The 26,087-nt window shown below is 59.8% G+C and carries 20 protein-coding genes and 5 pseudogenes; 21 read left to right on the top strand and 4 right to left on the bottom strand.

Going from position 1 to position 26,087, the window contains the following annotated elements:
* Positions 1-16: 16 nt before the first annotated feature.
* The 6 genes from BN32_RS24845 to BN32_RS24820 all read left to right on the top strand — a co-directional run bounded on the left by BN32_RS24845 (position 17) and on the right by BN32_RS24820 (position 6,143).
* The gene (locus tag BN32_RS24845) at positions 17-919 is read left to right on the top strand and encodes an ABC transporter permease subunit (RefSeq protein WP_019199745.1); all 903 of its coding nucleotides are present in this window, start codon (positions 17-19) and stop codon (positions 917-919) included.
* Positions 916-2,004 carry a branched-chain amino acid ABC transporter permease gene (locus BN32_RS24840; protein WP_019199746.1) on the top strand — a complete coding sequence of 363 codons (1,089 nt, stop codon included), beginning with the start codon at positions 916-918 and terminating at the stop codon, positions 2,002-2,004. Before BN32_RS24845 ends, BN32_RS24840 begins: the two co-directional genes overlap by 4 nt.
* Complete coding sequence (locus BN32_RS24835) at positions 2,004-2,786, top strand: ABC transporter ATP-binding protein (protein ID WP_019199747.1); 783 nt, start codon at positions 2,004-2,006, stop codon at positions 2,784-2,786. Before BN32_RS24840 ends, BN32_RS24835 begins: the two co-directional genes overlap by 1 nt.
* On the top strand, positions 2,779-3,483 hold the full coding sequence (locus BN32_RS24830; protein ID WP_019199748.1) for an ABC transporter ATP-binding protein: 705 nt from the start codon (positions 2,779-2,781) through the stop codon (positions 3,481-3,483). Before BN32_RS24835 ends, BN32_RS24830 begins: the two co-directional genes overlap by 8 nt.
* A gap of 28 nt (positions 3,484-3,511) precedes the next feature.
* Positions 3,512-4,510, top strand: coding sequence for an acetamidase/formamidase family protein (locus BN32_RS24825; protein WP_019199749.1), 999 nt, complete (start codon positions 3,512-3,514; stop codon positions 4,508-4,510).
* A 79-nt stretch (positions 4,511-4,589) separates the two neighbouring features.
* The gene (locus BN32_RS24820; RefSeq protein WP_019199750.1) at positions 4,590-6,143 is read left to right on the top strand and encodes an amidase; all 1,554 of its coding nucleotides are present in this window, start codon (positions 4,590-4,592) and stop codon (positions 6,141-6,143) included.
* Between the two features lie 260 nt (positions 6,144-6,403).
* On the opposite strand, the pseudogene BN32_RS26565 reads toward BN32_RS24820, so the two are convergent.
* Positions 6,404-6,556 (bottom strand): annotated as a pseudogene (locus tag BN32_RS26565) (integrase core domain-containing protein); the annotation flags it as partial.
* Positions 6,557-6,564: 8 nt separating this feature from the next.
* On the opposite strand from BN32_RS26565, the pseudogene BN32_RS27080 reads away from it, so the two are divergent.
* Positions 6,565-6,705: pseudogene (locus tag BN32_RS27080) on the top strand (IS5/IS1182 family transposase); the annotation flags it as partial.
* Between the two features lie 624 nt (positions 6,706-7,329).
* On the opposite strand, the gene BN32_RS24810 reads toward BN32_RS27080, so the two are convergent.
* Positions 7,330-7,599, bottom strand: coding sequence for a hypothetical protein (locus tag BN32_RS24810; RefSeq protein WP_019199754.1), 270 nt, complete (start codon positions 7,597-7,599; stop codon positions 7,330-7,332).
* A gap of 326 nt (positions 7,600-7,925) precedes the next feature.
* Between BN32_RS24810 and BN32_RS24805 the strand changes: the two genes are divergently transcribed.
* The 9 genes and pseudogenes from BN32_RS24805 (at position 7,926) to BN32_RS24765 (ending at position 17,185) form a co-directional block, all read left to right on the top strand.
* Positions 7,926-8,585 carry a chlorinating enzyme gene (locus tag BN32_RS24805; protein ID WP_244438280.1) on the top strand — a complete coding sequence of 220 codons (660 nt, stop codon included), beginning with the start codon at positions 7,926-7,928 and terminating at the stop codon, positions 8,583-8,585.
* Positions 8,586-8,652: 67 nt separating this feature from the next.
* Positions 8,653-9,438, top strand: a complete 786-nt coding sequence (locus BN32_RS24800) for a PhzF family phenazine biosynthesis protein (RefSeq protein WP_019199755.1) — start codon at positions 8,653-8,655, stop codon at positions 9,436-9,438.
* Positions 9,439-9,483: 45 nt separating this feature from the next.
* On the top strand, positions 9,484-9,747 hold the full coding sequence (locus BN32_RS24795; RefSeq protein WP_019199756.1) for a hypothetical protein: 264 nt from the start codon (positions 9,484-9,486) through the stop codon (positions 9,745-9,747).
* A gap of 389 nt (positions 9,748-10,136) precedes the next feature.
* Positions 10,137-10,470: pseudogene (locus BN32_RS27960) on the top strand (hypothetical protein); the annotation flags it as partial.
* 634 nt (positions 10,471-11,104) lie between these two features.
* Complete coding sequence (locus tag BN32_RS24785) at positions 11,105-12,682, top strand: ABC transporter ATP-binding protein (protein WP_019199759.1); 1,578 nt, start codon at positions 11,105-11,107, stop codon at positions 12,680-12,682.
* On the top strand, positions 12,679-13,767 hold the full coding sequence (locus BN32_RS24780; RefSeq protein WP_019199760.1) for an ABC transporter permease: 1,089 nt from the start codon (positions 12,679-12,681) through the stop codon (positions 13,765-13,767). Before BN32_RS24785 ends, BN32_RS24780 begins: the two co-directional genes overlap by 4 nt.
* Positions 13,767-14,687: an ABC transporter permease gene (locus tag BN32_RS24775; protein WP_019199761.1), complete on the top strand. Its 921-nt coding sequence runs from the start codon at positions 13,767-13,769 to the stop codon at positions 14,685-14,687. The genes BN32_RS24780 and BN32_RS24775 overlap by 1 nt, the downstream gene beginning before the upstream one ends.
* 92 nt (positions 14,688-14,779) lie before the next feature.
* Positions 14,780-15,880 carry a BMP family ABC transporter substrate-binding protein gene (locus BN32_RS24770; protein ID WP_040427705.1) on the top strand — a complete coding sequence of 367 codons (1,101 nt, stop codon included), beginning with the start codon at positions 14,780-14,782 and terminating at the stop codon, positions 15,878-15,880.
* Positions 15,881-15,970: 90 nt separating this feature from the next.
* Positions 15,971-17,185 carry an amidohydrolase family protein gene (locus BN32_RS24765; protein ID WP_019199763.1) on the top strand — a complete coding sequence of 405 codons (1,215 nt, stop codon included), beginning with the start codon at positions 15,971-15,973 and terminating at the stop codon, positions 17,183-17,185.
* A gap of 225 nt (positions 17,186-17,410) precedes the next feature.
* On the opposite strand, the gene amaB is transcribed toward BN32_RS24765, so the two are convergent.
* Entirely contained in the window at positions 17,411-18,928 is a 1,518-nt protein-coding gene (gene amaB / locus BN32_RS24760) for an L-piperidine-6-carboxylate dehydrogenase (RefSeq protein ID WP_019199764.1), read from the bottom strand.
* A 527-nt stretch (positions 18,929-19,455) separates the two neighbouring features.
* On the opposite strand from amaB, the gene BN32_RS24755 reads away from it, so the two are divergent.
* The 5 genes and pseudogenes from BN32_RS24755 to BN32_RS24730 all read left to right on the top strand — a co-directional run bounded on the left by BN32_RS24755 (position 19,456) and on the right by BN32_RS24730 (position 24,701).
* A complete protein-coding gene (locus tag BN32_RS24755) occupies positions 19,456-20,283 on the top strand; it encodes an MBL fold metallo-hydrolase (RefSeq protein ID WP_040427600.1) in 828 nt (275 codons plus the stop codon).
* A 286-nt stretch (positions 20,284-20,569) separates the two neighbouring features.
* Positions 20,570-21,835: pseudogene (locus BN32_RS24750) on the top strand (sulfatase-like hydrolase/transferase); the annotation flags it as partial.
* Between the two features lie 65 nt (positions 21,836-21,900).
* A protein-coding gene (locus BN32_RS24740; RefSeq protein WP_156946987.1) for an IS3 family transposase occupies positions 21,901-23,039 on the top strand; the annotation gives its coding sequence in 2 pieces (ribosomal slippage) (positions 21,901-22,165 and positions 22,165-23,039; 1,140 coding nt in all).
* A gap of 37 nt (positions 23,040-23,076) precedes the next feature.
* Positions 23,077-24,351, top strand: a pseudogene (locus BN32_RS24735) (alkaline phosphatase family protein); the annotation flags it as partial.
* A complete protein-coding gene (locus BN32_RS24730; protein ID WP_019199768.1) occupies positions 24,348-24,701 on the top strand; it encodes a Sec62 family protein translocation protein in 354 nt (117 codons plus the stop codon). The pseudogene BN32_RS24735 and the gene BN32_RS24730, both read left to right, overlap by 4 nt.
* Before the next feature lie 250 nt (positions 24,702-24,951).
* Here the strand turns inward: BN32_RS24730 and BN32_RS24725 are convergent, their stop codons facing one another.
* Positions 24,952-26,067 (bottom strand): hypothetical protein, encoded by a 1,116-nt coding sequence (locus BN32_RS24725; RefSeq protein ID WP_019199769.1) that lies wholly within the window; start codon positions 26,065-26,067, stop codon positions 24,952-24,954.
* Positions 26,068-26,087 lie beyond the last annotated feature (20 nt).

The following is a 26,087-nucleotide window of genomic DNA, read 5'->3' as shown; positions in this document are numbered from 1 at the left end:
CGATAGCCCTCACCGGATGTTTCTATCGTGGTGCAGATCGGTTTTCAGCGGGAGCTTCAACAACGTGGTCGGTTTTCTCTATCAATTCGGAGACGCTGCGGCTTTTCTGGTTCTGTCCGCCTGCGGCCTCGCAATCATCTTCGGGATGATGGGCGTCATCAATCTCGCGCACGGCGAATTCATCATGGGCGGCGCCTATGTGACGGCGACGGTGTCGAAGATGGGCGCACCGCTGCCGCTCGCCATCCTGTGCGGCGCTTTGGCGGCGGGTCTCGTCGGCATCGTGCTTGAGCGCCTGGTCATCCGTCATCTCTACCATCGCCCCCTCGATACCATCGTCGCCACATGGGGCATCAGTCTTATCGTATCGCAAGGCACGTTGATTTTGCTGGGACCGAGCCTGACCGATATGTCCACGCCGCTTGGCAGCGTGACGATCGGCGAGCTATCCTATTCGGTCTATCGTTTTGCGCTGATGGGCGTCGCCGTGGCGATCCTCGCTGGCCTCTATGCGCTATTCAACTTTACGCGTTTCGGCGTGCTGGCGCGTGCGACCATCCAGGTGCCGCACATGGCGGAGTCGCTGGGTGTCAATACCCGCCTGATCTACAGTCTGACCTTCGGCATCGGCGCAGCCTTGGCGGGCGCAACTGGCGGGCTCTACGCGCCGACGATGAGTCTGGTGCCCACGATGGGCGCGCAGTTCATCATGGAGGCGTTCGTCACGGTCGTGGTGGGCGGAGGCGACGTTTTTCTCGGCACGGCGCCGGCTGGAGTCGCTCTCGGTTTTGTCAAGGCATTGATGACGACGTGGCAAGGCCAGCTTGCCGGTCAGATAGGCCTGCTCGTGGCGGTCATTCTTGTGATCCGCATTCTGCCTCGCGGCATTTCCGGCCTCATCCTGCGCGAGCGGGCATGAGTGCGGCTATCGATTGGAGATTTCCCGTGCGGCAAATTTTGAATCGCCTTGAAGGTCCGCAGACGCTGGGCCGAGGCCGCAAGTTTTGGATATCGGCGGGCGCCGTCGTGGCGCTTGCCATGGCCTACCCGCTGGTTGCGGATGCTTACACGGTCGGCAATACGATCTACTTTTTCAACTGGGTCTTCATGGCGATGGGGCTGTGCCTGATCTGGGGCTATGGCGGCGCACTCAGCTTTGGTCAGACCGCGTTCTTCGGCCTGTCGGGTTACGCTTACGGCATTGTCACGCTCAATTTCGGTGCGGCTTATGGCCTGACGCTTTTCGCGATGATTGTTGCGGTGGCGGCGTCGGCTGTTGTCGCGGCTGTGCTTGGCTATTTCCTGTTCTTCGGCCGCATCGGCGGCGTCTTCCTCGGTATCGTGACATTGGCCGTCACGTTGGTGTTCGAGCGCTTCATGGCCCAGACGGCGGCACCGGAATGGCGTATCGGCAACGCGCGCCTGAACGGCTTCAACGGCATGAGCGGAATGCCGCCGCTGACGATTCCGTGGCATGGCGGCGACATCGTGCTGGCTCCCGATATCCCGCTTTATTACGTCGTGTTGGGTCTGCTGGTCGTGGTCTATCTGGCGCTCCGCATTCTGGTGAACTCGTCATTCGGCTATGTCGTCGTTGCGATTCGCGAGAACCCGCAGCGCGCGACCATGCTTGGTTACGATGTGCGGAAGTATCAGCTTGCGACGTTTGTGATTGGCGCCGCCCTGGCAGGGTTGAGTGGCGTGCTCTACACGAGCTGGGGTCAGTACATCACGCCATCCAGCATGGGGATCACCGCTGCGGCGCTGCCGATTATCTGGGTGACAGTTGGCGGTCGCGGGGATCTGACGACGACGGTGCTCGGCACGTTATTCCTGCTCGGGACATTCCAGGCACTGACGATATATGGCAGCCAGTATGCATTGGTTGTGATGGGACTGCTGCTGGTGTTGACCGTCCTGCTCGCACCTAACGGGTTGGTCACGGCGCTCGCGCAGTTGCCTCAATGGCTGGATCGTCGCTTCCGCAAGGGAGGCGTTGCGTAATGGCCCTGCTCGAAGCTCGGAAGCTTAACAAGAATTTCGGCGGTCTGAAGGTCACAGCCGATGTCGATTTTGCGCTGGAGCCGGGTGAGTTGCATTGCCTGATCGGTCCCAACGGTGCCGGCAAGAGCACTTTCTTCCGGTTGATCCTCGGTGAGTATACACCGACCAGCGGCTCCATCTTCTACGATGGTGAAGATATCACCGCGCTGGAGCCGCATGACCGGATTCGCCGCGGCATCAGCGTCAAGTTTCAGGTACCTGGCATCTTCTCGTTGCTGAGTGTCAGCCAGAACCTCGAAATCGCTCTGCAGCGGCATTACCATGGCGAAAGCCTGCAGAGCGAGATCGACCGCGCTCTCCGTTTCCTCAATCTGTCCAGTGAGGCGACTCAATTGGCGGGCAATCTCAGTCACGGCCAGAAGCAGTGGCTAGAGATCGGCATGGCGGTGAGCCTCAAGCCGAAACTGCTCCTGCTCGACGAACCGACCGCCGGCATGTCACCCGAGGAGACCCGCGCGACCGGTGAGATGGTGCAGGCGCTCAAGGATGGCGGCATGACGGTTCTTGTCGTCGAGCACGACATGGCATTCGTGCGTCAGGTCGCGACGCGCGTCACGGTTCTGCATTTCGGCCGCATCTTCATGCAGGGCAGTATCGACGAGGTGATCGCGGACGAGCGTGTCGCCGAAATCTATCTCGGTCAGGGCCACGGCCCGCACCATGAAGCGAGCGTGCCGGATCAGCCGCCAGCTCGGAAGACGCAGGATATCGCTCATGGTTAAGCACTTGCTCTCCATCTCCGGGCTGCGGGCTGGCTACGGCGGTAAGCCGGTGCTTCAAGGCGTCGATCTGACGGTCAACGACGGCGAAATCCTCGCGCTGATCGGCCGTAATGGCGTCGGCAAATCGACGCTCATCAAGGCGATCATTGGGCTTCTACCTCCGAGCGATGGATCGATCCGTTTTAGGGGGGATGAAATCGGCGGAATGGCGCCGCACGCCCGTGCGCGCCTCGGGCTTGGCTATGTGCCGCAAGGGCGCGATGTGTTTCCGCGCATGAGCGTTGAGGAAAATCTGCGTGTCGGCGAGAGCATTCGTGGGGGGGCACCCGACTACGACCAAGTCTATCGCTACTTTCCGATTCTGCACGAGCGCCGCAGTCAACCAGCCGGCACCCTCTCGGGTGGTCAGCAGCAACAACTGGCGATCGGCCGTGTGCTGGTGGGTCGGCCGGCGATACTGCTGCTCGACGAACCGTCCGAAGGCATCCAGCCTTCGATCGTCCAGGACATCGCTCGCATTGGCGTCGATCTTAATCAGAAGACGGGCCTCACCATCGTGCTGGTTGAACAGAACATCGACATGATCCGCGCGATGGCACAGCGCTGCTTCGTGATGGACAAGGGTCGCGTCATTGCGGAACTGACGCCCGACCTTCTCGAGGATCGCGACATCGTCAGACGGTATCTCGCCGTCTGAACCAAACATTCACCAAGGGAGAAGAAACATGTCCTGGACAGATCAATCCATCATGGCCCGCAAGGGTGTGGCGCACGGCAAGCCCGGCAAGCAACACACGATCACCGAAAGCGAGCAGGGTAAATATCACTACGTCTACGGTCCGTTTGCCGAGCCGGTCTTGCGTGTTGATCCCGGTGCGGTTGTGTCCTGCGAAACGCACGACGCTTTCGAGGGAAAGATCCGCCTTGAGACCGATGTTCCGAGTCAGATACTGAACTTCCCGTTCCTCAATCCGCAGAACGGGCCGATTTACGTCAACGGTGCGGAGAAGGGGGATTGTCTCGCAGTCCACATCAAGTCCATTCGTCCGCGCGGACCGCAACCCGTCGGTACCACCTGCCTCATTCCGGAATTCGGCGGGCTGGTCGGCACCGGCACGACGGCGCTGTTGAACCAGCCGCTGCCGGAACGGGTCAAGAAGATCGAGGTGACGGTCGAAGGCGGTGTCAAATGGAGCGATAAGCTCACATTGCCCTATGAACCGTTCATCGGCACCATCGGCACGTCGCCGGAGATCGAGGCCATCTCGTCGCTCGTTCCCGACTACTATGGCGGCAACATGGATCTTCCGGATGTCGCGCCGGATTCGATTATCTATCTTCCGGTCAATGCCCCCGGCGCCCTGCTGTATCTGGGCGATTGTCACGCCATTCAAGGCGACGGCGAATTGTGCGGTGTCGCGCTCGAGCATCCGAGCATCACCACGGTGCAGGTCGATCTCATCAAGGGAATGACGTTGCAGTGGCCGCGACTTGAGACGGCGGATTTTTATATGACTATCGGCTCGGCCCGCCCGATGGAAGATGCTGCGCGCATCGCCTATCGCGAACTGATCCGCTGGATGGCCGCCGATTTCGGCTTCGACGAAAGCGACGCCTACATGCTGTTGACGATGTGCGGCAAGGTCCGCCTCGGCAACATGGTGGATCCGAAATACACGCTTGGCGCATCGATCTCGAAAAAGATCATCGAAGCCTCGCGCTAATCAGTGATCCCACCATGCGCACCCCGCCAGCCAGATCGGCATGGCGTGTTTCTTCTCCCATCGCTCACCGGAGCTCGTTATGACGATCAAAGAACCCGCCGAAGTGTCTGCATTTCCGAGTCTGATTGAAATGACCGCGGAGCAGGTGCAGGCTGCCTTCGCAAGCGGGGCGTTAACATCCGAAGCGCTGACGCAGGCGTTCCTCGCTCGCATCGACCAGATCGATCCGCGCTATAACTCCATCATCTTCCGTAATCCGGCGGCGCTAGACGAGGCGCGCGCCAGCGACAAGCGCCGCGCTGCCGGCAAGGTGATCGGTCCGCTCGACGGCGTCCCGGTCGTCATCAAGGATCCGATGGACATGGTCGGCTTCCCGACCACAGCGGGATGGAAACTGCTGCACTCAAAAACCGGCGGTGTCGATCTGATGCCAGCAGTGGATTCGCCGGTGGTGGCGCGCATGAAAGCGGCTGGCACCGTGATCCTCGGCAAGACCAATGTGCCGGTGCTGAGCCATACAGGCAGTCATGCCAATGATAGCTGGGCCGGGCCGACCTATAACGCTGCCGGCCGCGAATTTCTTCCAGGCGGCAGCAGTGCCGGCACCGCGACGGCGGTCGCTGCCAGCATGGCGGTCCTTGGTCTTGCGGAGGAAACCGGCGGATCCATTCAAAATCCTTCAGCGGCGCAAGGTCTGGTTGGTATCAAGCCGACTTTCGCGCTGGTGCCAAATGCCGGCGTTCTGCCCTTGTCGTCAAATCGCGATGTTGTCGGTCCGATCGCGCGCTGTGTGCGTGATGCGGCGCTGACGCTCGATGTTCTCGCCGGCTATACCTCTGAAGATCCAAAGACGATCGCTTGCGTTGGGCACAGGCCGGCAGGCGGCTATACGTCGAAGCTGCGCGAGGATGCCTTGCTAGGCAGGCGCATCGGCCTCTATGGCCCCGGCTGGCGCAACCAACCGCTGTCCGAAGAGACCTCGCAGCTTTACGCCCGCGCGCGCGGAGAACTCGAAAAACTCGGCGCCATTTTGGTGAAGGACCCTTTCGACGGGTCGGGATTTGCAGAACTGCGTCAGGCGACGCCGTCGTTGGAGGAATTCGATGCGCGTGGAATGGAATCGGTGCCCTACGACCTTGAGCAGTATCTCCATCGGTTGGGACCCGATGCCGCAGTGAAAACCTTCGCTGAATTCGCCACGGCGACTGCCGCCGAAAATGCTTTCGAGAAGGGAGGCGTGCTCCACTTCATGCATAATCTGCCGCAATTCAAGGCATGCTTGGCCGACCCGACGCGCCCGCCCGATCTATCCGACTTCATCGCCGCCAAGGAATCCTATTTGCGGATTTTCGCGGAAGTGTTCATGCGCGAACGCCTGGATGCCGTCATCTTCCCGCAGATGCGCACCGCGCTTGCTCCGCTGCACGGCGGAGACATTATCCACGAGACCACGGTTTGCGAAATCAACATTGCAGGGCTTCCCGGCGTGACGGTGCCAGCCGGCTATTACGCATCCGGCGCGCCGTTTTGCCTGATCGTCGTGGGGCATCAATGGGCTGAGGCCGATTTGCTCGCTTATGCCTATGCTTACGAGCAATTCAGCCGACACCGACGCGCGCCGAATCTCGATTGAACCACAAGCGAGCGCTGTTGCTGCGACGCCTCGCGTTCGGGATATGACGTACTATGAGCTACGCTATGTCGGTCCGGGGATCACCGATGAATCAATCGTCCAACCCTCACGCAATAAATTTAATGGGTCCTGATCCTAGTCAGGCGCGCAGCCGTCGCCCAATTCCGCGGTGATCACCGCCGGCGCCGAGATGAAATGGCGCAACGGCTTCTCGCTCGCCGGCAGCTTCGACGCCTCGAAGGAGACGACGCTGCATCGATTTCGAGCCGATCGATGGCGTCAGCCATCGACAGGACCCATGATGCGTTCAGACATTCTGCGCGCGGACGACCGTTGAAGGCTTCACAAAATGCGTTGTCTGTTGGCCTGCCGGGTCTGGAGAAGTCGATCCCCACGCCGCTAAGATGCGCCCATTTGCTCCCTGAAGCGCATCCTGCGCCTCGATCGATTCAGGCCACGAGGCCCATCTGGAGTCCACGACGAGTTCCTCCTCGCTGCCACCGTTCAAAACCTCCGAAAGCTGGCAAAGCTGATCCCGCGACCCGCTACAATGCCTGCCTGAGCAAGGGCGAACTCACCCGCGCGCGCCCCAATGTGCTCGCTGACAGCCAACTCGCCGACTTCTTCAACGCAATCGGCGCAAAGCAGACGTGTCGAGGCCACTGGCCCAAATTCGCGGAGACAATTATATAACGATTTCAATTATATAAGAGTTCGCAGTTTTGTTCTGAATGGCGCGCCATTCAGTACTCATCTGCGAACCCGGAGTTGCCCATTCCGGCTGGCCAGGACCGCTCTTTCGAGCACATCTTTGCTGCCTTTGATCCGGATTTGGGCATCATCGACCTCGGTCACGTCGATCAGGGATTGCAGATAAGCTTTGCGGAATGGAATCGATCCCGAGGTCATATTCTCACGCATGCTGCGACCGAACTGTTCCAACCGCGCTGGATCGATCCGGATGGCTTGCGATGAATGCGATTTGGCCCGTTCGAGCGGCCTTGGCGCGATCCCGTGCAATCCAAAAACGAGACGTATTCGCTCACTCTTACATCGAGTCTTTCAGCGATTCAGTGAATTTTGTAAGTCGGACAACCGGTGGCACATACAAGGCAACCAAACACGAATTCACTCAATCAAGTTTTGAGAAACATATTCTCGAAATGGTCAAAGTGAGTATGCAGTTCTATGACGCGCTCGGGGCCAGCCGGTACGACTTGCAAACTTTCGCGGAAGCCGCATTGAGCCTTAATCGCAAATCCAAAACATCCACCGGCAAACCTTCTACGAGCAAATCGTAGTTTTCCGACCGCCAGTCATCGAACACCCCTTCCAGCGCAGCGTTGGCGGGGTCCAGCATAACGGCGGGCTCGAAAGCCTCGCCGGGGCTGGCAGGCGCCAAATCTGATTCAAAATCACCGGGCGACAGAAAACCACCGGATTTGAGGGCGTCCATTTCGGACCTCCGTCACCACATCCAGCCCTTGTGGTGTCAGCTGGATAATTGGGAGGAATTGCGCTCGCGCGGCGCCACCGTCTGAACCCACCATAATATCTCTGAACAACTTACAAAGAGGATGAAATGATGCATTCGATGTCGAGCCGGACGAAACGGTTTTCTCTTACTCCGCGCGAACTGGAGCAATTCCATGCACAGGGCTGCGCTGGCCCCTTCACCTTGTACGGGCCTGATGAGATGAAGGAAATTTGATAATCCGTTTCTGGCAGAGCATATTTGCCAACCGGCTATTGTCGACCGCGTGAGCAGCGTCCTTGGACCGAATGTTGTACTGGCGCACTGAGTTTTTTCCAAAGTATCCGGGCGACGAAGGTACTGATTGGCATCAGGCGGATACCTTCGCTAATGCCTCCGGGACGCCGCAGATTGTGTGGCCGGAAGCGGAGGAATTCGGCGGTACAATCACTGTCTGGACGGCCTTTACCGAAGCCGGGATCGACACTGCTGCTCTGCAGTTTATTCCTGGCACCCACCGCTCGATGCATTACGATGAAACCAAACGAATGCACTATGATCCAGATCGGGTCAATGCGGCGGATAAGGATGGCGTCCGGCGAGGATTTTTTGGCTACGACTATCGCGAATTGCAAGTTGATCCGCATTGGAAGCCGGACGAGTCGAAGGCCGTATCGATGGTCATGCGACCGGGACAGTTCGTCGTGTTCTGGTCGACGCTGATGCACGCCTCTCATCCGCACGAAGGAAAATCGAAAGACATGCGCTTGGGTTTTGCCTCGCGTTATGTACCGACTTCGGTGCGAGTCTATCCCGATTCCGATTACGTGGAAGAGTACGGTGGACGAATTTCCCTTAAAGACTACGTGCGGTGGTGGTTTGCGGACAGGATGACTTTAACTACAACCGCATCTCAACTCATACGACGACAGGCAAACCCTTTGCGGCTCGGCGTGTTTGATCGTTAGGGACAGGTGGGGACGGACCGGAAGGTCTAAGGCGCTCTTCTTGATTGCCGATACAAGGACTATGGTTATGCTTGTGCCATACTATCAGGTTGACGCCTTCACCGACCGCGTATTCGGTGGCAACCCGGCCGCTGTCTGTCCCTTGGAGCGCTGGCTGCCCGCTGCGACGATGCAAGCGATCGCCGCAGAGAGCAACCTAGCGGATACGGCCTTTTTCGTGAAAAAGGAGGAGGAGTATGAGCTGCGGTGGTTCACGCCGACGGTCGAAGTCGATCTCTGCGGTCATGCCACGTTGGCATCAGCTTATGTGATTCTCCACCATATAGAGCCGGGTCGCGACCGCGTCAGCTTCCGGACGATTAATGCTGGTACGCTCGTTGTGAGCCGCCAGGGCGAACGACTGGCAATGGATCTTCCGGCGCGGGTGCCGATTCCGGTCACGACACCCGTTAACCTTGTGGCGGCACTGGGCAAGCAGCCCAAGGCCTTGCTCGGGTCGCGCGACTATCTCGCCGTTTATGACAATGCCGACGAAGTGGCTGCACTCGATCCGGATATGGCCGCAGTGGCAAAGCTGGACCGTTGGGGCATGATTGTCACTGCACCGGGCAAGAACGGTGTCGATTTCGTCTCGCGGTTCTTTGCGCCAGCCAATGGCATTCCCGAAGACCCTGTCACCGGCTCAGCGCATTGCACGCTGGTACCGTATTGGGCGGCGCGCCTCGGTAAGACGCAGCTCGAAGCACGGCAGATATCGCGGCGCGGCGGTGCACTCAGTTGTACGCTCGATGGCGATCGGGTGATCATTGTTGGGCGCGCCGTGCTCTACCTTGAGGGACGTATCGCTGTCTGAGGCTCTGCGCATCGCGTTACTTTACATGATAGCGGGTGGTGGAGCATGGCCGACCGAGTTGCGATCATTACCAATGTGACCGAATACACCGGTGGGTCAGCGGCAGAAGCGCTCGCTGCCGATGGCTTCAAGGTGCTTTCCGCCGCGCACGTAAACGAACGCATCATCACACGAAATTCGTCCTCCTGTAGGTCGAGCGCACGCGCGATCGAATACATGTTAGCGAAGTGCGCCGCAGGATGGCGTCGCATCTCAAGCGTGATCGCCACGCATGAGAAAAACGCCCGGCTATCAGCCGGGCGCTGTTGACGAGAGTCGTTACCGCCGCCTCAGTAACTGGTCGGGTTCCTTTCTTCGCGTGCGGCCTTTTGGTGCCGCGGAATTTTAGTGATGGTTGTTGCCGTAATTTACTATGGGATAGTGAACTACCAAAGAAGTGAGCCGGGGGCGGGACTGACAACGGACTATCATGCAAAGCTCTTCGCTCATGAGCTTACCCGCCGGCGTTCAGTCGCTGACGCGGAGAAGTTCGCTGGTGCGCTTCTGGATGCCCCGGTCGACCTAAATCCCCATCAGGTGGAAGCTGCCCTGTTCGCTTTTAAATCGCCCTTTCCAAGGGTGCGATTCTCGCGGACGAAGTCGGACTGAGAAAGACCATCGAGGCAGGGCTCGTGCTCGCCCAGAAATGGACCGAGGGCATGGGTCTCGGCTTCCTGCCGGAATACCGTTCTCCATCAGCGGTCGTGCTGGCTGGTACGGAAAGAAGGGCAAACAGAACGCCCCTCTCGGGACCACTAGCGGCGGCGGCGACACCGCGGTGGAGAGCCGATCCGCCTGACCCTTGACGCCAGCAAGGCGATGTGGGGACCGAAGTACTCGCACTTTGTCGATGTCTGGGTTGCCTATTGCTATAGGCAGAACAAGTTCGGCCTTGACCAGGCCAAGAGCCCTGTCTGCAATGTCGCTCGGGGCGTGACTAATAACAGCTGCACCGAACAGTCGCTGTACTCCGGTATCACTGTAAAGTTCTGATCTAAGTCTCCATACTTGAATGGTTCAGCGATGACGTCGCGTAGTTTCAGTACTGTAGCGCAAAGACCGGAATCCGGGCGGTCCCGTCCTGAAAGGTGCGGCGGAGATCGGCATTTTCCTGTTGCGGGAATTGGCGAATTTCACGCTGGCCTTATTGCTGTTTTATGCCGCGCGAATGGCTGAACGGGTGTGCATTCGAAATGAGAATGCAGGCGAGGGCGCGGGCGAGCCGGTCTTTTCAAGGTGCAGCTCACTCGCGTGCCCGATTGGCAACTCGCGATCGGTAGCTTCAGAACGCCTGCGCCGTCTCTCCAATTATCCGCGGCGATGCCGAGTGGCCGCTTCTTGGAGCGCAAATTTTTGAAGATCGTCTCTGCGCTTGACATAAGTAAGTTTATTCTTACCCTGCAGGGCTGATCTGGTCGGCATGCATGGCACGATCGAATGAATATCGGACGCGCGTTTCCAGGAGGTCAGTGATCCGCAAACGAAAGCGAACCGACAGGGAGTGAGTGTTATAGGCCGTAAGTTTGAAAGTTGCTGACGCACTTTGTTTGCGGCTCGACGCGATCGCGCATCGCTCCGCGTTTTCTTTCCAGGTTGTCTGACATCGTGGCGACGGAGAAAAAGACGTATGACGGGGCCAGTCGGCATCGCCTTTCCAGACGGTACACCGCGTCTTGAACTGCGCGGCATTTGTAAGCGCTATCCTTCGGTCCTTGCTAACGACCAGATCAATCTTAAGGTCGCGCCTGGCGAGATACATGCCGTGCTCGGAGAGAACGGCGCCGGCAAGAGCACGTTGATGAAAGTCATCTACGGGTTGGTGAAGCCGGACGCGGGTGAGCTGATCTGGGGCGGCGAGGCGGTCGCGGTAACGAGTCCCGCGCAGGCGCAGCGTCTCGGCATCGGCATGGTGTTCCAGCATTTTTCGTTGTTCGAGACGCTGACCGTGGTGCAGAACATCGCGCTCGGTATGACCGGTAAGCCGGATCTCGGAACACTCTCGGCACAAATCGTTGCTGTCTCCGAACGCTACGGCCTTCCGGTCGACCCGAGCCGGTTGGTGCATACGATGTCGGTCGGCGAGCGGCAGCGGGTCGAGATCATCCGCGCTTTGCTTCTCAACCCGCGGCTTCTGATTATGGATGAGCCGACCTCGGTGCTGACGCCGCAGGCTGTCGAGAGGCTGTTCGAGACGTTGCGCCAACTTTCCGATGATGGCTGCAGCATTCTGTACATCAGCCACAAGCTGCATGAGATCAAGGCGCTGTGTCATGCGGCGACGGTGATGCGCGCCGGCCGCGTCACCGGCGTTTGCGATCCGCGCCAGGAATCGCCGCGCAGCATGGCCCGAATGATGGTGGGCGCCGATCTGCCGGTGTGCAGGCCGTCGTCGATCGCAGCCGGCACCGAGCGTTGTCTTGTGGTCGACAAGCTCACGCGTGCCGCGGATTCCGCGTTCGGCACCGCGCTCGACCAGATCGATCTGGTGGTGCATGCCGGCGAAATCGTCGGCATCGCCGGCGTCTCGGGCAACGGTCAGAAAGAGCTTTTGACCGCGCTTTCAGGCGAAACACCGATTCCGGAAAAGGGCCGGATCGAACTTCTCGGCAGACCGGTTGGCTGCACCGATCCGCTGACGCGCCGCCGGCTCGGTCTTTGCTTCGTGCCGGAAGAACGGCTCGGCCGCGGCGCGGTACCGACATTGACGTTGGCGGAGAATGCGCTGCTAACCGCGCACGACAGCGGCATGGTCAAAGGTGGTTTGTTGAATTTTGGCGCGATCACGGCCTTCACCCACCGCTGCATCGAGGGCTTCCAGGTCAAATGTGGTGGGCCGGATGCCGAAGCGCGCAGCTTGTCCGGAGGCAATTTACAGAAGTTCATTATCGGCCGCGAGGTGCTTCAGAAACCGAAGGTGCTGATCGTGTCACAGCCGACCTGGGGCGTCGACGTCGGGGCCGCTGCGTTCATCCGGCAGACGCTGATCGACCTTCGCAATACAGGCACCGCCATTCTGGTCATCTCCGAAGAACTCGATGAGCTGTTCGAGATTTGCGACAGCATCTCGGTCATGGTCAAGGGCCGACTGTCGAAACCAATTGCTACGGCCGAGACGGATTTGACCGAGATCGGTCTGATGATGACCGGCCTGTCTCAGCGACATGATGGCCACGCCGCTCAACGCGGCTCGGGAGATCGACAATGAAGCTCAAGCTTGAACGTCGGGTTGCGCCCTCCCAGATCATGCAATACCTTTCTCCGCTCTTGGCGGTCGGGCTGACGGCGCTGACCGGACTCTGCATGTTCATCGCGATGGGCAAGGATCCAGCAACCGCGTTTTACGTGTTTGCCGTGCAGCCGATCGAAAACCTCTACGGCGTCGGCGAACTCCTTATCAAGGCGTCGCCGCTGATCCTGATCGGGCTCGGTCTTGCGGTTGGTTTCCGCGCCAATGTCTGGAACATCGGCGCTGAAGGCCAGCTCACAGTGGGTGTGATCTTTAGTGGCGTGGTAGCGCTGCACTATGGACCTCAGGGCGGATCCTGGGTGTTGCCTGCGATGGTTGTCGCTGGCGCGTTCGGCGGCATGCTGTGGTCGGCGATCCCCGCGTTTCTGCGAACGCGTTTCAATGCCAACGAAATTCTCACCAGTCTGATGCTGACTTATGTCGCTCAGCTTTGGCTGAGTTACCTGATCTATGGACCATGGCGCGATCCCAACGGATTCAATTTCCCGCAATCGGAGCCGCTCGCTCCAAGTGCCTTGTTTCCGATTCTGATCGAAGGCACGCGGCTCAACGCCAGCGTTTTGATTACGCTCGCAGCTGTCGTGTTCACGTGGTTTATCCTCAAGCGAAGCTTCGTCGGCTACCAGTTGCAGGTGGTTGGTCTGTCCGAGCCAGCTGCCCGGTATGCCGGCTTCAACGGTCGCCGCGCGGTGTGGATCGCGATGCTGGCAGGCGGAGTCGCATCGGGAATCGCTGGTGTCGGTGAAATCGCCGGACCGCTCGGCCAACTCTTTCCGACGGCCTCACCCGGTTACGGCTTTGCCGCCATCATTGTAGCCTTTCTCGGGCGTCTCCAGCCGATCGGCATCGTGCTCGGTGGTCTGTTGATCTCGCTGCTCTATCTCAGCGGAGAGGCGGCCCAGATGACGCTCAACCTTCCGTCGGCGATCACCGGTCTATTCCAGGGCGTGCTGCTCTTCTTCCTGCTTGGAGCAGACATCCTGATCACCTATCGCATCCGCGTAATACCGGGCACCGTTAAATTGAAGAAGGTAACTGCGTGATGGATACCTTGTCCGCCATTGTGATTGCGACGCTCGTGGCTGGAACGCCGCTCGTCTATGCCGGGCTCGGCGAACTCGTCACCGAGAAATCTGGAATGCTCAATCTCGGCGTCGAAGGCATGATGCTGTTTGGTGCGGTGACTGCCTTCGCTGTCACCCATGCGACGCATAATCTGTGGCTCGGCGTTCTTTTTGCCGCATTCGCCGGAGCTGTACTGGCGGCGATCTTTGCCTTGCTCACGCTTACGCTGAAGGCCAATCAGGTTGCGAGCGGCCTCGCCCTGGCGATCTTCGGGGCCGGCGCGAGTGCATTTCTCGGCAAGCCTTACGTTGGCGTCGCACTGGCACGCGAGCCTTCTGAACTTGCCGCATGGGTGAGCGGCATTCCATTGATCGGTTCGACTCTCGTGCTATTGCACCCGCTGATCTATCTGTCGTGGGCCGCCTTCGGTGGTGTGTTCTGGTTCCTTTACCGCACGCGCGCTGGTCTCGTCCTTCGTGCTGTCGGTGAATCGCCGGCCTCAGCCCACTCGATCGGCTACCCGGTCAACACCGTGCGCTTGTACGCGGTGTTGTTCGGCGGCGCGATGGCCGGCATCGCGGGCGCCTATCTGGCGGTGGTCTACACATCGCTCTGGGTGGAAGGCATGACCGCCGGTCGCGGCTGGATCGCGCTTGCGCTCGTTGTCTTTGCGACATGGCGACCGGAACGGGTGCTGCTCGGAGCCTATTTGTTCGGCGGTATGACGACGGTGCAGCTGTTCGCTCAGGGCGCCGGCATCCCGGTCCCTCCAGAGATGATGTCGGCGTTGCCCTATCTGGCGACGATCGTCGTGCTCGTTCTGATCTCCCGCAATCCGACATTGGTTCAGCTCAATGCGCCGGCTTCGCTCGGCAAGCTGTTCCATGGCGAAGCCTGATTTTTCTCGTCGATATACTGCCGAATTTACCAAGTCGCGCAGGTAGAAAATCAAACGGTTCGTCTGCGCCGGACCATCAGGAGGAAATGAATATGTTCTCGATGACCAGGCGTAATTTCCTGCGTAGCTCCGCCGCTGGCGCAACCATCGGCCTCGGACCAGGGTTAAAGGCATTTGCTCAAAACGAAGTTCTGAAGGTCGGTGTCGTCCATCAAGGGCCGATTGCCGAGAACGGTTGGGAGGCGTTCCATGCCCGCGCTTGGCGTTCGCTCGAATCCAAGTCCGGCGGCAAGGTAAAGGTCACGGTGCTCGACAACGTGCAGCAGGCCCAGGATGCAGAGCGTGTCTTCCGTCAGCTTGCCGCACAGGGGCATCAGCTGATCATGGGCACTACGTTCTCCCAGTACGCAACGCTTCGGAAGTTAGCGCCGACCCTGCCCAAGACCAAATTCGAATGCTGCGCTGGCATCGGAACGCTGGACAATCTCGGAGTTTTCGAGGCTCGCTCTTACGAGGGCACCTATCTCACCGGCATTGCCGCCGGCAAGATGACCAAGAGCAACGTGCTCGGCTGGGTCGGCGCCTTCCCGGTGCCGCAGGTGATCTACGGCCTTAACGCGTTCATGCTCGGCGCGCGCAGCGTCAATCCGAATGCGGTGTGCAAGCTGATCTGGGCCAACGCCTGGAGCGATCCGGCGAAAGAGAAGGATGCCATCAACGCGCTGGTGTCGCAGGGTGCTGACGTTCTCTCAGGCAGCCCGAACACGCCGGTGCAGGGTCTCGCCGCTGAAGAGAAGGGCGTGTGGTCGATCGGCAGCTCGGGCGACTTCTCGGCATTCGTCAAGAACAGGCAGCTGACCTCGTTCGAACTTGATTGGACGTCTGCGTATGCCGAGGCCGCACAAGGCGTGATCGACGGCAAGTGGAAGGCGGAATCGAAATGGCGCGGCCTTGGACCAGGCGGCTTCGTTCGCATGACGACGCAGAATGCGGCGCTTCCCGCCGAGGTGCGTGCGCTGATGGCCGAGAAGGAAAAGGCTATTCTCGAAGGTAAATTCCATCCCTTCACCGGCGAGATCAAGGATCAGTCCGGAAAGGTACGTGTTGCGGCCGGCGCCACCATGCCGGACGCCGAGCTGCGCAGCATCGACTGGCTGGTCGAAGGCATCCAGGGGCAGCTGCCGCGCACCTGATCGCCGAGCATCTGCGATGGACGCCGCCGCGAAAGCGGCGTCCATTCTCCGTTTCCACTCGTGCTTCTCATCTGAAGGTTTCGACCCATCATGCCGTCGCTCGATCTCGTTCTCGACAACGCCCGTCTTCCCGACGGGACGGTTCAGGCCATTGGCATTTCCGGCAGCCGGATCGTCATGCTTGCGGAAGGCAGCGCTGAGGTTTCAGTCGGGCGCGAGCGCCACGATCTTGGCGGTGCACTCGTGCTTCCGGGTTTCGTCGATGGACATAATCATCTCGACACCACGTTCTTTGGCGATGTTTGGCGGCCGCATCAACGCTGCACCGCGGGCTTCAATGTCGGCGAACGCCTCGCGATCCAGAAGGACTGGCTTGCCCGGGGCGCTTCGCTGGCGATTCGCGCCGGCGCGCTGGTGGAGCGGGCGGTGAGCCGTGGCACCACCCATATGCGCACGCATGTCGAGATTGATACCGATTTCGGATTGACGCATCTCGAAGGCATTTTGGCGCTGCGCGAAAAGTATCGCGATGTGGTGTCGATCCAGATCGTCGGGCTGGCGCGCGGTTTGCTTGTGCGGCCCGGAACGCGGGAGCTGCTCGATGAAGCACTCGCGCAAGGCGCGGACGTGGTCGGCGGCCTCGACTCCGCGAGTTTCGAGGGCGACATTGAAGCCCATCTCGCTCTTGTTTTTGCGCTCGCCGAGCGCCACGGCAAGGGCATCGATCTCCATCTGCATGACGGCGGTCAGCTCGGATTGCACACGCTGGACCGGATGGCGGCGCGCACGCGTGCCGCCAGTCTCGAAGGCCGCGTCGTCGCGAGTCACGCCTACGCACTCGGCGAAGTGCCTCGCGATGCGATGATGCGGACCGCTGAAAATCTCGCTGCGGCAAACGTGGCGATCATGACCAATGCGCCGGGCGATCATCCATTTCCGCCGGTGCTGGCGCTACGTGACGCTGGCGTCACCGTGTTCGCGGGCAACGACGATATCCGCGATTCCTGGTGGCCTTATGGCGATGGTGACATGCTCGAGCGCGCGATGATGATCGGCTACAGGTCCGGCTTCAACACCGATGATGAACTCGCTTGCGCCTTTGACATGATCACTCAGGCTCCAGCCAACGTCCTGGGAATCCCTGATTACGGGCTTACAATCGGTTCTCTAGCCGACCTCGTCGTGGTGGATGCCGATCATGCGCAGATGGCGGTCGTGGCGCGACCGGTGCGTCGCGGTGTCTACAAGTCCGGGCGATTGGTCGCGCGTGGTGGCGTCTTTCTCGATCACGCGGCAAATCTATAGAACAACGATGCTTGTGACGCCAAACGTTGAACAGACCGGATTGCAGCGCCGTATGAGGGGATGCAAAGGCGGTACCTCCCGCTACATTCCCGTACGCGATCTCGCGCTGATCCAGGGAAGGCGACGGCGCCTCTCAGTCGCAATTCTTAAAATTACATAGCATTTTCAATAATGTATGAGTTCGCTGTTTTATTCTGAATGGTGCTCCATTTTCCCCACCCGCAATCAGTCGATGTCGAATCGCACGCCCTGGGCGAGCGGAAGATCGTGGCCGAAGTTGATGGTGCTGGTAACCCGGCGCATATAGGCCTTCCATGCATCTGAACCTGCCTCGCGTCCGCCGCCGGTTTCCTTTTCTCCGCCGAATGCGCCGCCGATCTCTGCGCCGGACGGGCCGATGTTGATATTGGCGATGCCGCAGTCGGAGCCGCTGACCGAAAGAAACTTCTCCACCTCGTGCATGTCGGTTGAGAAGATCGAGGATGACAGCCCTTGCGGCACGTCGTTGTGCAGCGCCAGCGCTTCGTCGAACTCCGAATATTTCATGACGTAGAGAATCGGCGCGAACGTCTCGCGCTGCACCGGCCCGGTCTGCGCCGGCATTTCGGCGAGGGCAGGTGCTACATAATGCGCTGCGGGGTATTGGTCTGCATCGACGCGCTCGCCGCCAAAAACCTGTCCGCCGAATGTCCGCGCTTCCGCCAGCGCCTCCTGCATTTTCAAAAAGGCGGTCTCGTCGATCAGCGGGCCAACGAGCACGTCATCCTTCACCATAGGATTGCCGATCCGGACCGACGCATAGACCTGCTTCAGCCTTCTGACGAATGCATCATAAACACTGTGATGAACGAACAGTCTGCGAAGCGATGTACAGCGCTGGCCGGCCGTGCCGATGGCGGCGAAGGCGATGGCGCGAACGGCAAGATCAAGGTTCGACGACGGGCACACGATCGAGGCGTTATTGCCGCCAAGCTCCAGAATGCTCCGGGCAAAACGTTGCGCCAGGCGCGGACCGACCATTCGCCCCATGGCTGTGGACCCGGTTGCCGAGACCAGCGGAACGCGCGGATCATCGACCAGCAGCTCGCCGACATCTCGCCCGCCGATCAGCACCGTCGAGAGGCCGGCCGGTATGCCATTGATTTTCGCTGCCGCGCGCTCGAACAGGGCCTGAACGGCGAGCGCCGTCAGCGGCGTCCTTTCCGATGGCTTCCAGATCACCGGGTTGCCGCAGACGAGGGCGAGGGCGGCGTTCCACGACCAGACCGCAACAGGGAAATTGAAGGAGGTGATCACCCCAACGGGACCAAGCGGATGCCACTGCTCCATCATCCGGTGGTTGGGCCGTTCGCTCGCGATGGTGAGGCCGTAGAGCTGGCGGGAGAGACCGACTGCGAAATCGCAGATGTCGATCATCTCCTGAACCTCGCCCTGTCCTTCCGACAGGATCTTTCCGGCTTCGATGGTGACCAGGCGTCCAAGCGCGATCTTGGCGCTGCGCAGTTCGTTGCCAAGAACGCGAACGAGTTCACCGCGCTGCGGCGCAGGAATCGTCCTCCATGCAAGGAACGCTTCTTGCGCCCGGGCGATCGCTTCGGTCGCGCTGCTGGCGGTTGCATCCTGCACGTTGGCAATCGTCTCGCCGGTGAGCGGCGAGCGCACAGTGCGTGAGCCTTGGGAGTAGAGATTGCGCGGAACGCCGAGTTCCTGAAGAAGCAGATCGACATCAGTTGCGAGAGTCATGCCGTGCTCCGGGGAATCCTGGCTTTCGGGAGGCGGAACAAAGCAGATGATGCCCGCCTCAGGCGTGTAGCACAAAACTGCGCCTCCGGTCGGGTTGTTGCACTCCTCCTCCGGGGCCCGGAGCGAGAAAATCGACGAGATATGTCAATCTTGACCTCATAGCCTTGGCTGTCCCGCCGCACCTCGGCCGCGCGGCAAAGACGCTCCCCATAGCTCCCATCGTCAGGCACCGCCCTCGCGGGCGAGCTGTATCGTATCTGGGCAGATGGTGAGAACCATGCGCGAAGCATCGCAATGGTTCATACGCCCGGTGTCGGCTGGGTGTTTCCTTGATGAAACTCTTAAAGCACGAACGTGCTCCTTGGTAGGGATGAGCAGAGTTGCGTCACCAAGGGGGCACTAAACCGTGCCCTCCATTTGCTCCGAAACATCCTCTGCTTGCTGAGCTAGCCATTGCCGCAGCGGCCTGACCCTGAGACAATCTTGCGTCAGCGGACACGCCTGCTTGTCCTTCTGTGGAGCCTTCGATGCCTCGATTGCGCCTCACCATTGCTTCTGTCCTCGCGGCGATCGGTGTCATTCTGTGGCAAGCGCCCGGCGCAGCCCGGGACAAGCCGCCGCCGAGCGAATGTCTTGCGATCGCTCAGTCACTTCCGCGCGTCATGTTCGCCAGCCTGTCGCGCGCGGCGGCGGAAACGAACGAGGTGACGATCACCTATGCGGGCCACTCGACCTACATCCTAGAAACGCCTCGCAACGTCACCATCGCCACCGATTTCAGCGGCGCTTACACCGCCGGCAAGTCGCCCAATGTCGTGACCATGAACCGGGCCCATTCGACGCATTACACACTCAGCCCCGATCCGCGCATCGCCCATGTGCTGCGCGGCTGGGGCGAGGACGGTCAGCCGGCGCGTCATGCCATAGTGATCGGTGATGTGCTGATCCGGAATGTCACGACTGACATCCGCGCTTACCGTTTCGACTCCGAAGCCCTGCAGAAGGACGGCAACTCGATTTTCATTTTCGAAGTGGCTGGCCTGTGCATCGGCCACCTCGGCCACCTGCATCATCCGCTGGATGAGACGCATTACGCCGCGATCGGCCGCCTCGATATCGTCATGGTGCCGATCGACGGCACTTTCACGCTGTCGCTCGGTGGCATGTCGGAGATCACACGCCGGCTGCGCTCCTCCATCGTGCTGCCGATGCACCGGTTCGCGACCCCGCTGAGCGATTTTCTCGCGCAGATGAACGGACAGTTCGAAATGGACATCCGCCCCGAGCGGTCGTTCTCGATTTCGCGCGACACGCTGCCGAAGAAGCCGACCATTATTGTTCTGGATGGGGTGTAGTATCGAAGCCTGCCACAAGCGGGCCCGCGACGCTGGTTCCAGAGCATAGGGCAGTAACGCTTACGCCGGCGATATGATGTACGGAGAAGAGAATTTTTCGCTTTTATTCAGATAGTTGACGTTGCGATCAGGTCGATGGTCTTCTCATTCTGACCCACATCGGACATCGACGTTTCTAACCGGCACGGAACTGGCGCTGGTCGCCTCCTCGGTGTACGCTTTCGATCCAAGCCATTGTAGGCAAGCTGGGTGCAGTCAGGCTTTTTTTTAAGGTCGGAGGCATTCAATGAAACTCAGTCGCAATTTGCTCGCAGGAGCCAGTCTTTTCGCCCTGAGTTGTGTCTCAGCATTAGCGCAGCAGGTCACGGGTGTTCTAGGCTCGCCCGGCGCCACCATCACCATCGACGGGAGGCAGCTTCCACTGCCCCCTCCGGCATTCGGCGGGATGATCAAGGAGAAGGCTTCGGAGTCGACGGCTTGGTGGGCACCGCGTGTCGTGCCGCCGAAGGGCGCGCCCAATGTGTTGCTCATTATGACTGACGACCAGGGTTTCGGAGCACCGAGCACCTTCGGCGGTGTTGTCCCCACACCCGCAATGGATCGCATCGCTGCTCAGGGCCTGCGCTACACCAATTTTCATTCCACCTCACTGTGCTCACCGACGCGGGCGGCGCTCATCACCGGCCGCAATCATCACTCTGTCGGCTTCGGAGTGGTCGGCGAAATATCGACGGGATTCCCAGGTTACGACTCGATCATTCCGATCGAGAAGGGCACCATCGGCACCATCCTGAAGGCGAACGGGTATGCCACCTCGTGGTTCGGCAAGAACCACAACACGCCTTCATATCAATCGAGCCAGGCCGGGCCATTCAATCAATGGCCCAATGGCATGGGCTTCGAGTATTTTTATGGTTTTGTTGGCGGCGATGCTAGCCAGTGGCAGCCGAACCTGTTTCGCAACACCACAGCAATTTATCCATTCCAGGACAATCCCAACTGGAACCTGACGACCGCGATGGCCGACGAGGCCATCCAGCACATGAAACAGCTCAAGGCGATCGCGCCCGACAAGCCGTTCTTCGTCTATTACGTCCCCGGCGGCACCCACGCGCCGCATCATCCGACGCCGGAGTGGATCAAGAAGATCAGCGACATGCACCTGTTCGACCAGGGCTGGAACAAGCTGCGGGAGACGATCTTTGCCAACCAGAAGCGATTGGGCATCATGCCCGACCACGCCAAGCTGACGCCGTGGCCGAAGGAATTGCCGCAATGGGATACTGTCGGCGAGTTGGAGAAGATGCTCTTCATCAAGCAGGCAGATGTCTATGGCGCCTACCTCGCCTACACCGACGATGAGATCGGCCGTGTCATTCAAGCCGTCGAAGATCTCGGAGAGCTTAACAACACCTTGATCATCTACATCGGCGGTGACAACGGCGCGAGTGCCGAAGGCATGATTAACGGTACGCCCAACGAGTTCACGACCTTCAATGGTGTCCCGGTGCCCGTGAAGGCTCAGTATCTCTGGTACCCGTTCTGGGGCTCGTGACCTGACCGGGCTTTTTTGGACCAAGCTTTGTGAGAAACTGAGCTTGGAAAGGAGCTTTGGTCATGCCGAAGAAGAGGTTTAATGCGGAGCAGATCGTGGTGCTGCTGCGCCAGATTGAAGTATTGATGTCGCAGGGCAAGGCAGCGCCGGTGGCCTGTCGGGAAGCCGGAATTTCGCAGCAGAGTTATTATCGCTGGCGGAAGGAATACGGTGGCCTTGAGCTCGATCAGGCGAAGCGGATGAAGGATCTGGAGCGGGAGAATGTCCGCCTCAAGCGTCTCGTCGCCGATCTGTCGCTTGAGAAGCAGGTGCTCAAGGACGTTGCCTCGGGAAACTTATAAGCCCTGAGCGGCGACGGCAGGCGGTGGAGGGCATTCGAGGGAAGTATGGTCTCTCGGAACGCCAAGCCTGCCGGATCGTCGGCCAGCACCGCGGAACACAGCGATACACCACCATCGTTCGATCTGATGAGGATGCGTTGACGAGAGCGATTATCTCTCTTGCGTCCCAATATGGGCGATATGGCTATCGTCGGATCACGTCGCTGCTGGTCGATGCCGGCTGGCAGGTCGGGTGTGATCGGGTCCAGCGGATCTGGCGCCGTGAGGGGCTAAAAGTACCCAGCAAACAGCGACCGCGCGGCCGGCTGTGGCTCAACGACGGATCCTGCATCCGTTTGCGGCCGCAGCATCGTAACCATGTCTGGAGCTACGACTTCGTCGAGGCGCAGACCCATGATGGCCGTAAGCTCCGGCTCATGACGCTGATCGACGAGTTTACCAGGGAATGCCTGGCGATCAGGGTTGCACGTCGCATCAACAGCTTCGGCGTCATCGACACCATGGCCGATGTGATGCTTGCTAAAGGCGTCCCTGAGCACATCCGGTCGGACAACGGCGCGGAGATGACGGCCAAGATCGTGCGCAGCTGGTTCGGAAAGCTCGGAGCAAAGACGCTCTACATTGCGCCCGGCAGCCCATGGGAAAACGGCTACTGCGAGTCCTTCAACGGCAAACTGCGCGACGAATGCCTGAACGGTGAAATCTTTTACAGCCTAAAGGAGGCTACCGTCGTCATCGAGCAATGGCGCAAGCACTTCAACACGATCCGACCGCACTCATCTCTGAGCTACCGGCCGCCGGCACCGCAAACATCGGCGCCGACACTGCAGCATCTGGATCGGAGCGCAGCGATGCAGTAGTCTCTATCCAGCTGGTCCAAAATATCCGTCAGGTCACTCGGACAAGACTTTCCCGCATTTTGCCGCGCCGTGGGCGTGGGCGATGGACACTCCATTCAAGTGGGTTAAGCAGGTGCCGTCGCATTTTGGCGGGACTGCCCAAGGCGTCGTCATGTGCTGGCCTAGCCATATCAACGATGTCGGAGGTATCCGTCGCCAATTCCACCACGTCATCGATATTGCCCCGACCATCCTCGAAGCGACCGGCATTTCGCAACCTGACACGATCGATGGTATCAAACAGAGCCCCATGGAAGGGGTGAGCATGGCGTATACATGGGAGAAGGCGAACGCCAATGCCAAGACGACGCACACGACCCAGTATTTCGAGATGCTCGGTAATCGCTCCATCTATCACGATGGATGGGTTGCGGCCACGACGCCGATCACGCTTCCATGGGAGCTAAGTAGTGCGCCCCCACCGGATGTGATCACGGGATACAAGTGGGAGCTCTATAACGTCGAGGAGGACCCCACCCAGTTCAATGATCTGGCCACCCAGATGCCGGAGAAGGTCAAGGAGCTGCAAGCCGTCTTCGATATCGAGGCGAAGAAGTACAACGTGCTGCCGCTCGATAACACGACGCTCGCGCGTTGGAATACGCCGCGCCCAAGCCTGACGGCAGGGCAGATAGTGTTCAACTATTCGGGCGAACTGACCGGTGTGCCGGCTAGCGCTGCGCCGAGCATTCTCAACAAGTCCTATACCATCACCGCCGAGGTCGAGATTCCCAAGGGTGGCGCTGAAGGGATGATCGTCACCGAAGGCGGACGTTTCGGTGGCTACGGGCTGTTTCTGAGTAAGGGTGTGGCGGGCCTTCGGCGGGGTAAGCCCGTGTTCCTCTACAACCTGCTCAACCTCAAGCGCACGGTCTGGTCGGGACCGGAGTTGAGCGCGGGCAAGCACACCATCGTCTTCGACTTCAAGCCGGATGGGCCGGGATTGGGCAAGGGCGGTACGGGTGTTCTTTCAGTGGATGGCAAGGAAGTAGACCGGAAATCCATAGAACACGGTACGCCCGTCACCTTCCCGGAGGACGAGACCTTCGACGTCGGCCAGGACACCCGCACCGGTGTCGCGATGCTCGAGTATCGCTACGATCCTCCGTTCAAGTTCACGGGCAAGATCAACAAGCTGACGTTCAAGCTCGGACCAGAGCTGAAGGATCCGGCGCAAGCCAAGGCAGAACTCGGGCCTATACCTGCGCCGGAGCCGGACCCCATTGAAGAGTCGAAGTCTCAAAAGCCATCCGCGAAGGTTGGGAAGAAATGAAAGGCGTACTGGCGTTCGCTGCCGTCAGCGAAGCTGCAACGGGACTGGCGCTGTTGATCGCCCCGTCGCTGGTTGGCCAGTTGTTGCTGGGCGAGCAGCTTTCCGGTGTCGCAACGCCGGTCGCGCGTGTCGCCGGCATTGCGCTGATTGCCTTGGGGGTCGCCTGTTGGCCAGGGTGGCCGCCACTCCCGGGCATGTTGATCTACAGCGGAGCCGTCACCCTGTATTTGGCTTACCTCGGTTTCGCAGGTGGCTTGAGTGGCGTCTTTCTGTGGCCGGCGGTCGTCTTTCATCTCATACTGACCGCGCTCTTAATGCGCGGCGGCCGCCAAAGCTGCGACCTGCGGTAAACACCTGAAGATGACGCTTCAAGCGAAGTCTTCTTGTGGCGCACCGCGGACATTCGGACTGACATCTTCGCGAAAGGGCTATCCCAGAGAGTCTCGTTCTGTTGGGCAAGTCGCCGCTTAACCAAGCGGACTCTCGGACGATCAGGCCCCGTTTATCCTGACTATACCGGCGGTCTGGAGTTGGCTGAAGCGAACGCTGGCTCCCGGCGATAAATTTCGTATGAATTGGCGCGATCCGGTCAGTCGCGCACTAGAACGCGCTAGCCAGATCCTTCGCGCCCTGAAGATTGATCTGGTTGTCCATCCGGGCATCTGTCGCCGCCAGCAGCTTCGAGACGACATTGTTGCGGATCGCCACCGGATTGCGCTCATAGCCGTTGCGCTGGAAGAAGTTCGATGTCGGCACCACGGCGCGCATCGCCTGCGGCATCGACACCATATCGAACCCGTTGCCATCGCCGGTCAGGTTCATCATCTCCAGTTCGGCGGCGGTCAGCGGCGCGGTGTAGCCCTTACGTTTGGCGAAGTTCACCGAGTCCATCAGCTTCAGTGTCTGCAGCAGCGGCCCGACATCGATGTCGAGATTGAGGGCGTGAACCGCGATGCCGCGCGGGGTGACGCCGAGCTTTTCATGCGCGCTCCATTGATTGGGCACGGACTTGCAGAACGCGACCATCTGCTGGACGATGGCTGTCTTCCGCTGCAGCTCGGCCTTCTGCGCGCCGCTGGCCTGGTGGGTCTTGTCGCCCAACGCTTTGAGAATGATGCCGCCATGTTCGGCCAGAAGGCTGATGGTGTTGGTGGTCAGGAGCTGGTTGTAGCCGAGCGCGGTGGAGATCGCGCGGGCGCCGGGGCGGTTACCTTCAAGCCCGGCCTGCACATCGTATTTTCCATTGCCGCCGGATTCGAAGCTGTAGATCCGAACCGCTTGATCTCTGGTCAGGCCATAATCCGATGCAACTTTCGCGTAAGCACGCTTGTAGTCGATCTCGGTGGCGGGCTTGCGCGGGTTGAAATGGAAGTGCTCCTGCGCATTGGCCAGGAAATCGGCCACCACCGGTAATGGCGCGCGGGGTTTCGGCGGTTTCTCCGGCGGCGAGGGATCGACCGGCTTCGGCGGACCGGTATAGACCGGCGGCTGGGTCAGGACGTAGTCCTCGGCGACGATGGTCTCGTTGTTGCGGCGCTTGGCGTTACGTGCGCGCCGCTTGTCGCCAATCGCCGTCCAGTAGGTTGAGGCAGCCTCGTCGAACTGCTGGCGGACGGCAGTATATTCGGCAAGTTTCCGGCGATAGTCCGCGATCTGCTGCGGTGTCTGGGCGAGGGCTGCGGACGATAGCGTTGCTACGATCGCGGCAGTTGCCATGCACGACGTCGTCCATCGAA

The organism is Afipia birgiae 34632, from assembly GCF_000308295.2.
Taxonomy (GTDB): domain Bacteria; phylum Pseudomonadota; class Alphaproteobacteria; order Rhizobiales; family Xanthobacteraceae; genus Afipia; species Afipia birgiae.
The sequence above is the reverse complement of the archived record's forward strand: the minus strand, read 5'-3'. Positions and strand labels throughout refer to the sequence as shown.

What these genes read in the sequence shown, in the direction of transcription:
- BN32_RS24845 (WP_019199745.1), top strand. Translation starts at nt 17, where the DNA reads ATGTTTCTATCGTGGTGCAGATCGGTTTTCAGCGGGAGCTTCAACAAC.
- BN32_RS24840 (WP_019199746.1), top strand. Translation starts at nt 916, where the DNA reads ATGAGTGCGGCTATCGATTGGAGATTTCCCGTGCGGCAAATTTTGAAT.
- BN32_RS24835 (WP_019199747.1), top strand. Translation starts at nt 2,004, where the DNA reads ATGGCCCTGCTCGAAGCTCGGAAGCTTAACAAGAATTTCGGCGGTCTG.
- BN32_RS24830 (WP_019199748.1), top strand. Translation starts at nt 2,779, where the DNA reads ATGGTTAAGCACTTGCTCTCCATCTCCGGGCTGCGGGCTGGCTACGGC.
- BN32_RS24825 (WP_019199749.1), top strand. Translation starts at nt 3,512, where the DNA reads ATGTCCTGGACAGATCAATCCATCATGGCCCGCAAGGGTGTGGCGCAC.
- BN32_RS24820 (WP_019199750.1), top strand. Translation starts at nt 4,590, where the DNA reads ATGACGATCAAAGAACCCGCCGAAGTGTCTGCATTTCCGAGTCTGATT.
- BN32_RS24810 (WP_019199754.1), bottom strand. Translation starts at nt 7,599, where the DNA reads ATGGACGCCCTCAAATCCGGTGGTTTTCTGTCGCCCGGTGATTTTGAA.
- BN32_RS24805 (WP_244438280.1), top strand. Translation starts at nt 7,926, where the DNA reads ATGTTGTACTGGCGCACTGAGTTTTTTCCAAAGTATCCGGGCGACGAA.
- BN32_RS24800 (WP_019199755.1), top strand. Translation starts at nt 8,653, where the DNA reads ATGCTTGTGCCATACTATCAGGTTGACGCCTTCACCGACCGCGTATTC.
- BN32_RS24795 (WP_019199756.1), top strand. Translation starts at nt 9,484, where the DNA reads ATGGCCGACCGAGTTGCGATCATTACCAATGTGACCGAATACACCGGT.
- BN32_RS24785 (WP_019199759.1), top strand. Translation starts at nt 11,105, where the DNA reads ATGACGGGGCCAGTCGGCATCGCCTTTCCAGACGGTACACCGCGTCTT.
- BN32_RS24780 (WP_019199760.1), top strand. Translation starts at nt 12,679, where the DNA reads ATGAAGCTCAAGCTTGAACGTCGGGTTGCGCCCTCCCAGATCATGCAA.
- BN32_RS24775 (WP_019199761.1), top strand. Translation starts at nt 13,767, where the DNA reads ATGGATACCTTGTCCGCCATTGTGATTGCGACGCTCGTGGCTGGAACG.
- BN32_RS24770 (WP_040427705.1), top strand. Translation starts at nt 14,780, where the DNA reads ATGTTCTCGATGACCAGGCGTAATTTCCTGCGTAGCTCCGCCGCTGGC.
- BN32_RS24765 (WP_019199763.1), top strand. Translation starts at nt 15,971, where the DNA reads ATGCCGTCGCTCGATCTCGTTCTCGACAACGCCCGTCTTCCCGACGGG.
- amaB (WP_019199764.1), bottom strand. Translation starts at nt 18,928, where the DNA reads ATGACTCTCGCAACTGATGTCGATCTGCTTCTTCAGGAACTCGGCGTT.
- BN32_RS24755 (WP_040427600.1), top strand. Translation starts at nt 19,456, where the DNA reads ATGCCTCGATTGCGCCTCACCATTGCTTCTGTCCTCGCGGCGATCGGT.
- BN32_RS24730 (WP_019199768.1), top strand. Translation starts at nt 24,348, where the DNA reads ATGAAAGGCGTACTGGCGTTCGCTGCCGTCAGCGAAGCTGCAACGGGA.
- BN32_RS24725 (WP_019199769.1), bottom strand. Translation starts at nt 26,067, where the DNA reads ATGGCAACTGCCGCGATCGTAGCAACGCTATCGTCCGCAGCCCTCGCC.